At 60.3% G+C, this 12,393-nt stretch carries 7 protein-coding genes; 2 read left to right on the top strand and 5 right to left on the bottom strand.

Going from position 1 to position 12,393, the window contains the following annotated elements; all coding sequences use genetic code 11:
* The first annotated feature begins 34 nt into the window (after positions 1-34).
* Both HMPREF2875_RS03935 and HMPREF2875_RS03930 read left to right on the top strand, forming a co-directional pair.
* Positions 35-511, top strand: a complete 477-nt coding sequence (locus tag HMPREF2875_RS03935; protein ID WP_070670503.1) for a MarR family winged helix-turn-helix transcriptional regulator — start codon at positions 35-37, stop codon at positions 509-511.
* Entirely contained in the window at positions 512-4,447 is a 3,936-nt protein-coding gene (locus tag HMPREF2875_RS03930; protein ID WP_070670500.1) for a Pls/PosA family non-ribosomal peptide synthetase, read from the top strand. It abuts the gene before it with no gap.
* 7 nt (positions 4,448-4,454) lie between these two features.
* Here the strand turns inward: HMPREF2875_RS03930 and HMPREF2875_RS03925 are convergent, their stop codons facing one another.
* The 5 genes from HMPREF2875_RS03925 to HMPREF2875_RS03905 all read right to left on the bottom strand — a co-directional run bounded on the left by HMPREF2875_RS03925 (position 4,455) and on the right by HMPREF2875_RS03905 (position 12,297).
* The gene (locus tag HMPREF2875_RS03925) at positions 4,455-6,113 is read right to left on the bottom strand and encodes a metallophosphoesterase family protein (RefSeq protein WP_070670496.1); all 1,659 of its coding nucleotides are present in this window, start codon (positions 6,111-6,113) and stop codon (positions 4,455-4,457) included.
* A 171-nt stretch (positions 6,114-6,284) separates the two neighbouring features.
* Positions 6,285-7,184 carry a polyphosphate kinase 2 gene (gene ppk2, locus HMPREF2875_RS03920; RefSeq protein ID WP_070670493.1) on the bottom strand — a complete coding sequence of 300 codons (900 nt, stop codon included), beginning with the start codon at positions 7,182-7,184 and terminating at the stop codon, positions 6,285-6,287.
* A gap of 539 nt (positions 7,185-7,723) precedes the next feature.
* On the bottom strand, positions 7,724-7,927 hold the full coding sequence (locus HMPREF2875_RS03915) for a PorH family porin (RefSeq protein WP_070670490.1): 204 nt from the start codon (positions 7,925-7,927) through the stop codon (positions 7,724-7,726).
* Positions 7,928-8,422: 495 nt separating this feature from the next.
* Complete coding sequence (groL, locus tag HMPREF2875_RS03910) at positions 8,423-10,069, bottom strand: chaperonin GroEL (RefSeq protein WP_039676846.1); 1,647 nt, start codon at positions 10,067-10,069, stop codon at positions 8,423-8,425.
* A gap of 257 nt (positions 10,070-10,326) precedes the next feature.
* The gene (locus tag HMPREF2875_RS03905; RefSeq protein ID WP_070670487.1) at positions 10,327-12,297 is read right to left on the bottom strand and encodes an OPT family oligopeptide transporter; all 1,971 of its coding nucleotides are present in this window, start codon (positions 12,295-12,297) and stop codon (positions 10,327-10,329) included.
* Between the last annotated feature and the right edge of the window lie 96 nt (positions 12,298-12,393).

Genomic DNA, 12,393 nt, shown 5'->3' with positions numbered 1-12,393 from the left:
GGAATGCTACGGTAGGCACGCTAGAATCATCGGCATGTCTTCATCAAATTCTGTATCGATTCCCACCGCGCTGCTGGAGTCCCCCTCCTTCCAGCTGGAGCGCCTCCGCCGCCGCACCCGCGAAGGCGTCGAGGCTGCACTGCAGACTCAGCAGACCACCCTGCGCGAGTACTGGGTTCTTACCTGCCTCGTAGAAGAGGCCGCGTCTTCCCAGTCCGCGCTGTCGGAAACCCTGGCTATCGATGCCTCCGATATGGTGCGCCTGCTCGATTCGCTAGAGTCTCGCAATTGGGTCAAGCGCGAGCGCGACGCCAAGGACCGCCGCCGCCAGATCATTGCCTCCACCAAAAAGGGCACGAAGGCCCACAAGGAGCTCGCTGTGCTCGTCGCCCAGGCGGAGGACGCTGCCTTGGACGAATCCACCAACAAGCAGCTCAAGCACCTGCGCAAACTGGCCACGGCCATCATTGCTGCAGATGCGTCCAACGACGCCGAAGGTGGTGATGCTTAAATGACAGACTCTGAAACTAGTCATGGTCGCCACGCACTCAAGACCGAAACCGCGAAGGTCCCCGAACAATATCTCCTGGGCTCCCTAGCCCCGCCTGAGCGCACCTTGTGGGACATCGTGCGCACCACTGCGGAGCAGTACCCGGATGCTGCAGCCCTCGACGATGGTGAGATCCTCACCTACGCCGAGCTGCTTGCCGACGTCTCCGCATGGGCCTCCGAGCTCCACGCTAACGGCGTGCGCCGCGGCGACCGCATCGGTATCCGTATGACCTCCGGCAAGCGCGAGCTCTACCTCGCCATCCTGGCCACCTTGGCCGCCGGTGCTGCTTATGTGCCCGTCGACGCCGACGACCCCGACGAGCGCGCCGAGATGGTCTTCGGCGAGGCCGACATCGACGGTGTCTTCACCGACGAGGGCTTCCGCATGCTGCGGGAGGTTGATGCCTCCCGCAGCGGCAATGAAGATGGTACGCCGTTCGAGGAGCCGCGCCCGGAGGACACCGCGTGGATCATCTTTACCTCCGGCTCGACGGGCAAGCCCAAGGGCGTGGCCGTCAGCCACCGCTCCGCGGCCGCCTTCGTTGATGCTGAGGCTGCCCTCTTCTTGGCCGATAGCCCGCATGGCCCGCTCGGCCCAGACGACCGCGTTCTGGCTGGTTTGTCTGTGGCCTTCGACGCCTCCTGTGAGGAAATGTGGCTGGCCTGGGGCCATGGCGCCTGCCTGGTCCCAGCACCGCGTTCCCTCGTGCGCTCCGGTATGGACTTGGGTCCTTGGCTCATTCGCCGCGACATCACGGTGGTGTCTACCGTGCCGACCTTGGCTGGCCTCTGGCCTGCCGAGGCCCTGGATAATATCCGCCTCCTCATCGTCGGCGGCGAAGCCTGCTCCCAGGAGCTCACAGACCGCCTGGCCACCGAAGACCGCGAGATGTGGAACACCTACGGCCCTACCGAGGCCACCGTCGTGGCCTGCGCACAACACATGCAGCCAGGCAAACCGGTATCGATTGGTTTGCCGCTGAATGGTTGGGACCTGGTGGTCGTCGATAAGCAGGGCGATCCCGTCGCCATCGGTGAGGTGGGCGAACTCGTCATTGGTGGTGTGGGCCTGGCTGCCTACCTGGACCCGGTGAAGGACGCGGAGAAGTACGCGCCGCTGGAATCCATGGGTTGGGAGCGCGCCTACCGCACTGGTGACCACGTGCGCCTGGAAGAGGACGGTCTGTACTTTGTGGGCCGCGTCGATGACCAGGTCAAGATTGGTGGCCGCCGCATCGAACTTGGTGAGGTCGAGGCCAACGTCGCCGCCTTGCCGAACGTATATAACTCTGCCGTGGCCGTGCAGAAGACTCCGGGCGGCGAGTCCGTACTCGTTGGCTATGTTTCCCTGGATGACCCGGACGCTGGTTTCGACCACGAGGCAGCCCATGCCCGCCTGGCAGAATCCATGCCGGCCGCGCTCGTCCCGCGCATTTGTGTCATGGATGAGTTGCCGATTCGTACCTCCGGCAAGGTGGACAAGAAGGCGCTGCCGTGGCCGCTGCCAGGAGTCGGCGTGGAGGCAGACGGCCTCAACCCAACCGAACAGTGGCTGGCGGAGCTGTGGGTGGACACCCTGGGCGTTTCTGTGGACGACGTCAACGCCGACTTCTTCTCCCTGGGTGGCACCTCTTTGGCCGCCGCCACGCTGGTGGGCCGCATCCGCGAGCGCTTCCCCACCGTGGCCGTGCGCGACCTCTACGACCACCCGCGTCTGGGTTCGCTCGCAGAGCAGCTGGCTGGTGCCGAGTCCGTCGAGGACGCCGGGCCTGCCCGCGAAGTCAAGCCCGTGGGCGCGGGCACGCGCATTGCGCAAACACTCATCCAGATCCCCGTCATGACGCTGGCTGCCACGACGTGGCTGGCCTGGCTGCTGTTGGGCTCCAACGTGGCGAACCTGCTCGGCGTGGAGTGGGCCATGACCACGCCATGGTGGCTGGTTGCCGTGCTCCTCGTCGTCTTCGTGACTCCGGTGGGCCGCATCCCCATCGGCGGCTTTGGTGCACGGCTTATCACCGCCGGTATTAAGCCCGGTGAGTACCCGCGTGGTGGCTCAACGCACCTGCGCATTTGGGCGGCGGAGCGATGGGCAAACGCCTCCGGCTCGCGTTCCATTGCGGGCGCGACCTGGGTCAACAACTATGCCCGCGCGCTTGGCGTCAAGATTGGTCGCGGCGTGGACCTGCACTCCCTGCCACCGGTCACGGGCTTGCTTACCTTGGGCAAGCATGCCGCCATCGAGCCGGAGGTAGACCTGTCTGGCTACTGGCTTGACGGCGATATCCTGCGCGTCGGTGCGATTGAGGTCAAGGAAGGCGCTCGTGTGGGCGCACGCTCGACGCTGCTTCCAGGCAGCGTCGTGGGCAAGGACGCACACGTGGAGGCTGGCTCCACTGTGACGGGACGCAAGAAGATCAAGGACGGCCAGCGCTGGTCCGGCTCGCCTGCCAAGAAGGTGGGGCGAACCAAGCACCGCTTCCCGTCCCATGCCCCGAAGCGCCGCCCGTGGTGGGTCGCCATCTATGGCGCCACCTCCATCCTGCTAGCCATTCAGCCCATTGTGGCGCTGGCCGTGGGCGCGGCGGTCGTCGTGAGCCTCATTGCACTTACCGACGGCTCCCCCTTCATCGGTTCCCTCTTCTTCGCACCGCTCGGCGCCCTCGCTGCGTTTGCCACCTACATGCTTCAAACCTGGCTCGGTGTGCGCGTGCTATCACTTGGCCTCAAGCCAGGTGTGGCACCAGTGCGTTCCTTCAAGGGCTGGCGTCTGTGGGCCATCGAGCGTCTCATGGATGAGGCTCGCACGCAGCTCTTCCCCATTTATGCTTCCCAGCTCACCCCGGCCTGGCTGCGCTCCCTGGGTGCCACGATTGGCAAGGATGTGGAGATTTCCACGGCTGTCATGGTCCCTAAGCTCACTGAGGTCAAGGACGGCGCGTTCTTGGCGGATGACACCATGATTGGTGGCTACGAGCTCGGCGGCGGCTGGATGCTCACGGGTGAAACCAAGGTGGGCAAGCGCTCCTTTGTGGGCAACTCTGGTATTACGGGTCCGGGCCGCAAGCTGTCGAAGAATTCGCTGGTTGCGGTGCTCTCCTCGACGCCGAAGAAGACCAAATCTGGTGCCAACTGGTGGGGCTCCCCGCCGGAGCGTATGCGCCGCGTCGAAGCCCACGTGGACGGTGTGGAGGGCGAATCCCTCACCTACAACCCAGGCTTCGGTGTTAAGGCCGCCCGTGGTGCGATTGAGACGATGCGCCTGCTTGCGCCGATGACCTCGGCCATGCTGCTGGCCGGCACGCTGTCTGCTCTCTACGCGCTTGCCGACACCTTCGGAATCGCCGCCGCCTGGGCAGCTAGCGGACTCGTCCTCATGGTGGCCGGTGCCATCGCGATGACGATTACCGTGGCCGTGAAGTGGATCTGCGTGGGCACGCAGACCCCGGGCGATCATCCGTTGTGGTCCGCCTTCGTGTGGCTCAACGAGCTGCAAGACACCTTCGTGGAGGCTGTCGCTGCTCCGTGGTTCTTTGTCCACACCTATGGTGCGGGCGAAATCAACCAGGGCTTGCGCGCCCTAGGCGTCAAGATTGGCCACGGCGCGTGGATTGATTCCTACTGGTTCCCGGAGACCGACCTGTGCTCCGTCGGCACCGGCGCCTCTGTGGGCCCTGGCACCGTGGTGCAGACGCACCTGTTCCAGGACCGCGTCATGAGCCTCGATACCGTGACCATCCGCGACGGCGCAACGTTGGGCTCCCACTCGGTGGCGTTGCCGGCGTCCGTCATTGGCTCCACTGCCACGGTGGGCCCTGGCTCCCTCGTTATGCGCGGCGACCAAGTTCCGCGCAACTCCGAGTGGCAGGGCAACCCGATTGAACCGTGGAAGAAATAAGGATTAGTTAACGAGCAAAGTCAACGACATCAATGATCTCGTTGGCTTTGAAATCCCAGGCCTCCACGCGGACGCGGTCAGAGAACACCTTGACCCGCAGTCCGCTGGAGGCCTCTTCCTTTTCTTTGACAATCTTTTCGTCATGATCGCCATCCGGCAGGTACTCATTGAGGATTGCGCCGGTGTTGACTACAGGGAATCCGGTGCGCCCGGCCTCGCCGGTGCCATCGTAGCGGCGCGTACCCCACCAGTTATTCTGTCGAAGGGAAGAATGGCTGTGGCTACTGAACCACACGATGTTGGTGTACTTGTTGACTACGTTGGACAGGGCTTCAAGGTCCTCAAAGTCATTCTGGTACCACGCCGAATGGGACATCGACACCGTCTCAGGCAACAGCGGGTGGCTAAAGACGAGCGCCGGAGTTCCCTTCTCATCCCAATAGTTCAAACGCTCATCGAGCCAATCCAACTGTTCCTGGCCCAGCCGCTGGAACGGTTCTTTTCCGCCACGGTCAACGTCGGAATAGTATTCCGTGTTGACAGAAATGAGTGGAACGCCATCGACCACAATCTCGTTCCACGGCTTGTCCTGGCCTGCATAGGTAAGGAAGCGCTTCAGATACGTTTCTGAGCCTTCCGGACCGTACATCTCGTGGTTGCCAATAGTCCACAGCTGTGTTCCCGCAGCATGCGGTGCGTCCTTCTGTGCTTGCAAGAAGGTGTCCCATTGCTCTTGGGAACCGTCATCCACTAGGTCACCATTGAGGACCAACGCACCGGCTTTGTCCTCCATAGCGTTAAGCAGCCCAATTGCTTCCTTATAATCTTCGGGGTCGCCTTGAACATCGGATAACACATCGATGATGGCCTGCGGCTTGCCGGTGACCTCAGGCAAGCGCTTGACGACGCCCACGTTATCCACCGCCCACCACCAATCATCGTTACCGTTGGCGTAGGTGAACGTGACCTGCATGGACCGCGCGCCCGCTGGGACCTCAATAGGTAGCGACTCATGCTTGGAGAAGACATCGTGGTCGAATGACGCGATTGTCTGCGGTGCGGCTCCATCGAAGGACACCTGCACCATAGCGTTCTGTCCCTCTTTTCCTTGGCGGTAGTGATGATCAAACTCGAGGTTGATGTCACCTTGGCCCGCCACAGGAATGCTCGGGGACGTCAACTGGGCGGTCATGGCATCGGTGTCATTGAGGCGCTGTTGCTTGCTGTCAATGATGACTAGATTGTCGTGGGCTTGGGTAAACCAATGGCGCATGTCCGTCCCAGCAGCCCACGTCCAGTCCCTCATCGTTGACGCAGTCCATCCCTTCCACCGAGCTTCGCCAGAGTTCACACCGTCGACAGAAGTCGTCCATCCCTCCGGCATGCGGTGCGTAAAGTGGGCGGGATTCTCCAGCTCATCGAAGCTCTCGTGCCAGATGACTCGGTTGTCCGCTGGCGTCAGTGGAGTCTCAGTCTCCTCCGAGTCCCCTGGAGCGACATCCTCCGGCTTCTTGGAGCTGCTCGAGGAATTCCAGTTAAAGAGTGAGGACGAAAAACTAGATGACGAGGACAGGGGGCTAAAGGATGACTGGGCAGACGCGACCGGCGCTACAGCGCACAGGCCTGCGACGGCGAGCGCAGCAGGTGCAAGAAGGTGATATTTCATAATGAAATGAATATCTTGCCTGAGCAACGGCAGGGTAACGCTGACATGAATTTTTTCACCTAATCTCACTGCACGTCATCCCTCTGCCGAGATGCGCAAAGAGGCGGCAGGGATTCCTGCCGCCTCTCTTTCATTCCTAACTCGCGCTACTGAGCGGTCAGTGCACAGTGACTAGTCACCAATCTGGTCGCGACCGCGCTTCACAATCTTGTCATCGACTTGACCCACCAGCTCGTGATCCTTGTTGGTGTACTCGAACTTGGAGAGCACATAACGCATAGCGTTGATGCGGGCACGCTTCTTGTCGTTCGACTTGATGGTGATCCACGGGGACTCATCAGTATCCGTGTAACGGAACTGCTCTTCCTTCGCGCGGGTGTAGTCATCCCACTTGTCTAGGGAGGCAAGGTCCATCGGGGACAGCTTCCACTGACGTACCGGGTCAATCTGACGGATAGCGAAACGAGTGCGCTGCTCCTTCCTGGTCACAGAGAACCACAGCTTGGTCAAGGAGATGCCGGAACCAAGAAGCATGTTTTCCAGCATGGGAACCTCACGGAGGAACTCTGCGTGCTGGGACTCAGTGCAGAAGCCCATGACGCGCTCAACGCCGGAGCGGTTGTACCAGGAGCGGTCGAAGAAGACGATTTCGCCGCCGGACGGGAAGTGCTGAATGTAGCGCTGGAAGTACCACGAGGTGGACTCACGCGGGGAGGGCTTCTCCAGTGCGACGGTGCGGGCACCACGCGGATTAAGGTGCTCGTTGAATCGCTTGATGGTGCCGCCCTTACCGGCAGCGTCGCGACCCTCAAAGATAATGATGTGGCGCTGACCAGTTTCCTTGGTCCAGTTCTGCCACTTCAGCAGCTCGATCTGCAGGGCACGCTTGATGGACTCGTACTCGTCGCGCGTCATGCGCTCCTCGTACGGGTAGTTCTCACGCCAGGTCTCAACAGGCGAGCCATCCGGCATGATCAGCGCAGGATCGTCTTCATCAGAGTCATCAACGACGTAGCCGTCGGTCTGTGCGAGGTCGATCTCGGGGAGTTCGTCGTCTTTAATGTCAGCCATGCTCATAATTCTATCTATGAACCAGACATCTGGCTGAGTAAACCTTTCCCGGCGACCCCATTTACCCCCACTCCCGAAACAACAGCGCCATCAGCTTCGCCTCGCCCGGCGTATCCCACCGCAACAAGTACGTTTCTGACAAATAGTGCCCCGGAAACTCGAATGTGCAGGGCCTTAAATGATCGATCCGTACTCAGCTGCCACCACCACGGTACGTTTTCGCACCGAAGCACTAAATTTTCGCGATACTAGGCCACTATTTACGAAAACGTACCGCGTCGTTCTAGTACCTGGGGCGGTCAAAACATGAGAAACCCCGCTGCCCAAAGTGGGTCAGCGGGGTTAACGCTTAGTTCTGCGTGAACAGCGTGCTGCTTAGAGCAGGCCGATCAGTTTCTTGGCGCCGGAGGCCATGTCGCCCAGGTTGTAGAGAACGGACAGGATGTCACCGAGGATGCCGGTGGAAGAAAACAGTTCCATTGTGAATCTCCTTGAAGTGGAAGTGAGTATGTATCAGTGCGCCCTAGAGCGCGAGAGGCTTACTTGGAAGCGGAGGACAGGGAGTTCAGGCCCATCTGCTTCTCGGTGGAGTCCAGAGTCGGTGCAAACTCGTAAGAGTCACCCTGCTGAACAGCGCCAGCGATGACGTCAAATGCGCCAGCGAAGCCCTTGAACAGGTTCTTGATGCCGGAAGCGAAGTCAGCGAAGTTGCCCAGCTGATCAGCAACGAAAGAAAGATCCATTATGGTCTCCTTTTGTGAAGTCCGGACTCAGAAGTGCCCGGAGGGGGTTTGCGGTTTTGCAGACACCCTCAGCGGGCGTCACAGGAAACTATTTTGGCATAGCTTCCCCACATTGCAAATGGATTGGATCGTTATTTTTCTCACGGAACTGACGCCCCACACTTATAGTCGCCAGCTACTACAAATTAACCCTTTGTTCACTTTACCTGCGCAGACCCTACCAGCTGGGAAAACGCAGCTCCCGAAAGCTCGGAGAAGTAAAAGTTTTCTCAGACACGTAACACGGAGCGCTCAGGGAGCGATTCATAGGTGCCAAAGGGTTCGAAAATGACCGGAAAATTTTTTAGGAGCCAAAGCTAATTTACCCCTAAACGGGGTTAGATTAGGGCACGATACGGTCTCAACGCAGAGAACGCTCCCCACGCAGAAGCGCGGGGAGCGTTCTTTTTGTTATTAACCGAGGCCGCAAAGCGCCTCGACTCGGGGAGCGATAGCTTAGAAGCCCATGCCGCCCATTGCGTCAGCGTCCGGCATGCCAGCGCCTGCACCAGCCGGCTCCGGCTTATCAGCCACAACCGCCTCGGTGGTCAGGAACAGTGCAGCGATGGACGCAGCGTTCTGCAGAGCAGAGCGGGTGACCTTGACCGGGTCATTGATGCCAGCGGCCATAAGGTCCACGTACTCGCCGGTAGCGGCGTTAAGGCCTTGGCCAGCCGGCAGGGACGCAACCTTGTCGGCGACAACGCCCGGCTCTAGGCCAGCGTTCTGAGCAATCTGCTTCAGCGGAGCAGACAGTGCCTCGCGGACAATCTTGACGCCGGTTGCCTCGTCACCGGTGAGGTCGGAGAGGGAATCCAGAACCTCGGCTGCCTGCAGCAGAGCCACGCCACCGCCGGCAACGATGCCCTCCTCCACAGCAGCCTTAGCGTTGCGCACGGCATCCTCGATACGGTGCTTGCGCTCCTTGAGCTCCACCTCGGTAGCGGCGCCAACCTTGAGAACTGCCACGCCGCCGGCCAGCTTGGCCAGGCGCTCCTGCAGCTTCTCACGGTCGTAGTCAGAGTCAGAGTTCTCGATCTCAGCGCGAATCTGCTTGATGCGGCCGTCGATCTGCTCCTGGGAACCAGCGCCCTGAACGATGGTGGTCTCATCCTTGGTCACAACGACCTTGCGGGCCTGACCCAGGTACTCAATCTCAGCAGTCTCGAGGGAGAGGCCGACCTCTTCAGAGATAACCTGTCCGCCGGTGAGGATAGCCATGTCCTGCAGAGTGGCCTTGCGACGGTCACCGAAGCCCGGGGCCTTCACGGCAACGGACTTGAAGGTGCCACGAATCTTGTTGACCACGAGGGTGGACAGAGCCTCACCCTCGACATCCTCGGCGATGATGAGCAGCGGCTTGCCGGTCTGCATGACCTTCTCCAGCAGCGGGACGAGGTCCTTGATGTTGGAGATCTTGGAAGAGACCAGCAGGATGTACGGATCCTCGAGGACTGCCTCCTGGCGCTCCATATCGGTAGCGAAGTAGCCGGAGATGTAGCCCTTGTCGAAGCGCATACCTTCAGTGACCTCAAGGTCAACACCGAAGGTGTTGGACTCCTCAACGGTGATAACGGAATCCTTGTTCACGGAACCGTTGCCCACGGTGTACATGGCCTCAGCGATCTTCTCGCCGATAGCCGGGTCTGCAGCGGAGATGCCAGCGGTGGTAGCGATCTCTTCCTGGGTCTCTACTTCCTTGGCGGAAGCCAGCAGGGAGTCCACAACCTTCTTGGTAGCGGTCTCGATACCGCGCTTGATGCCCATCGGGTTGGAGCCAGCGGCCACGTTGCGCAGGCCCTCGCGGACGAGTGCTTGGGCCAGAACGGTAGCGGTGGTGGTACCGTCACCGGCCACGTCATCAGTCTTCTTGGCTACTTCCTTGACCAGCTCAGCGCCGATCTTCTCGTAGGGGTCCTCGAGCTCGATCTCGCGCGCGATGGAGACACCGTCGTTAGTAATGGTCGGGGCGCCCCAGGACTTCTCCAGGACGACGTTGCGGCCCTTCGGGCCGAGGGTGACCTTGACGGCGTCGGCAAGCGTGTTGAGACCACGCTCGAGGCCGCGACGTGCCTCTTCATCGAAGGCAATGATCTTTGCCATGTGTTTGTGCTCCTTAAGCTTTGTTGAGGACGACACTCACGTCTGATCTATGACGGACGCCCGCGACGGCACGGCTGGCGAGTGTTCTCCAGCCCCAACCACATAGATGACTCGGTTTATTTCTGGCACTTGCGAAGTGGAAGTGCTAGCGACCATTCTGGCACTCTCCCCCATCGACTGCAAGGTTCAACACGAACGCTATAAGCGAACGGGCGGTGCTGTCGCACCGCCCATAACGTTCCGTATCCCCCGTTAGATTAAGAAGCCTTCTTTGCCGTCCACTTATATGCCGCCGTAATAGCACCAATAAAGAGGATGACGCCGATGATCTTGGAGGCCGTGCCGCCGGAGAAGATCTCTAATGGGGACTCGCCGGCCGACGCCGCAATGAGACCCGCGTTGACCACGCCGAACAGGGACTCACCGACGATGAGGCCGGTAGCCAGGAGGGTACCCATGCGCTTGGCAAAGTCCGGGCTGGCCTGGCGCGCTGCCCAGCGGTTGTAGAAGAAGCCCAGGAAAGCACCAATCGGCACCACAATGGTGATGGCGGCCGGCAGGTACATGCCCATACCCACGGCCAGCGGGGATAGCGAGTACTTGTCGGTGAAGTGGCGCAGACACTCATCAATCACGATGACGACCGCACCAATAGCGGCGCCCAACCCGATGAGATTCCACGGCAAGGAGTTATCGAAGATACCGGAAGCCACCGAGGACATGAGCGCTGCCTGCGGTGCAGCCAAGGCATCTTCGCCAGCACCTTCCATGCCTTGGAAACCGAAGCCGGTAAGCATAATCTGCAGAATCGGCGGAATCACCAAAGAACCAAAGAGAACACCGATAATGAGCGCTACCTGCTGCTTCCACGGGGTAGCGCCGACGAGCTGACCGGTCTTGAGGTCCTGGAGGTTGTCATTCGAAATGGTGGCGATACCGAAGACAATGGCCGCCGTGAACAACGTATAGGCCACGAGCGACAGCGGCTGGGCATCCGTTCCGCGGGTCACGGCCGCAATGATGAGGGCGGCGACGATGACCGCAATGATGCCGATGGAGGAAATCGGCGAGTTCGACGCACCGATAAGGCCTGCCATGTAGCCACAGACAGAAGCGATGATGAGGCCCACGAGCAAGGTGAAGAGAACCGAGACCGTAATGAGGACACCCATGTGGTCATGAATATCGGTACCGCGAACGAAGTTCCACAGCAGCAGGCCAATCGGAACCATGAGGATAAGAATGGTGCCAACGACATACGGAGCCGGAATATCCTGCTCCTCCACGGCCACCTGCTGGCCTTCCTTGCGGTTGCGGGAGGAAGCGAAAGACTCAGCCATGCCCTTGGCAATTGGCCCAGCAATCTTAATGAGCGTCCAGATAGCGGCAATGGCCATGGTGCCCACACCAACGAAGCGAATCTTGCCGGAGAAGACCGTGCTGACGGTCTCCATGAGGGCAGCCGGGTCCCCTAGTGCCTCACCACCGGTGAAGATGGGTAGCAGGAAGATATAGGAGATCACCACGCCAACGAGCATGGCGATACCCACGGCAAGGCCCACGAGGTGGCCCACACCAATGAGTGCGAGGGACAGGGAGGAGCCAAACATCGTGGCACCGGAACCCAGCTTGAAGTAAGCAGTCACCTCAGACGCTGCGGCCTTCATTGCGGCAAGGAGCGCCATAACAGCGGAGAGGATGCCACCGAAGACGATGACGTGCAGGCCTTTGGTGTTTTCCTCGTGGGCGGCCTCACCTTCGGCACCGGTACTATCGCCCACCTTGAGGACCTCAGCCGCGGCCACGCCTTCCGGATACGGCAGGTCGGAACCAGTCACCAGCGCGCGGCGCAGCGGAATGGAATACATGACACCGAGGACACCGCCGATGGCACAGACCGCGGCGGTATCGACGAAGGAAAAGCCCTGCCAGTAGCCCACCATGACCAGACCAGGCAGGACGAAGATGATGGCAGAAAGCGTACCGGCCGCCGAGGCGATGGTCTGCACAATGTTGTTCTCTTTGACATTGTGCCCGGCAAAGCGGCGTAGAACCGCCATGGAAATGACGGCGGCAGGAATAGACGTGGCGAACGTCAGACCCACTTTGAGACCGAGGTACACGTTGGCGGCGGTAAAAATCAGAGTGATGAGTCCACCGATAACGATGCCGCGAAGTGTCAGCTCGCGGAGCGTGGACTGGGAACCTTCGGCGGTGGTCGTCGCCATGTCAGGTCCTTTCTAAGGAATAGTTACTAGAACCTGGAATATATTACTCCCTACTTGTCGATAGACCGATTCCGGGATGCGAGTAGGTTGTAGAGC

Origin of the sequence: Corynebacterium sp. HMSC078H07 (genome assembly GCF_001812805.1) — a bacterium.
Classification (GTDB): Bacteria; Actinomycetota; Actinomycetes; order Mycobacteriales; family Mycobacteriaceae; genus Corynebacterium.
Note: the sequence above shows the minus strand (reverse complement) of the source record. Positions and strands in the feature narration are given on the sequence as shown.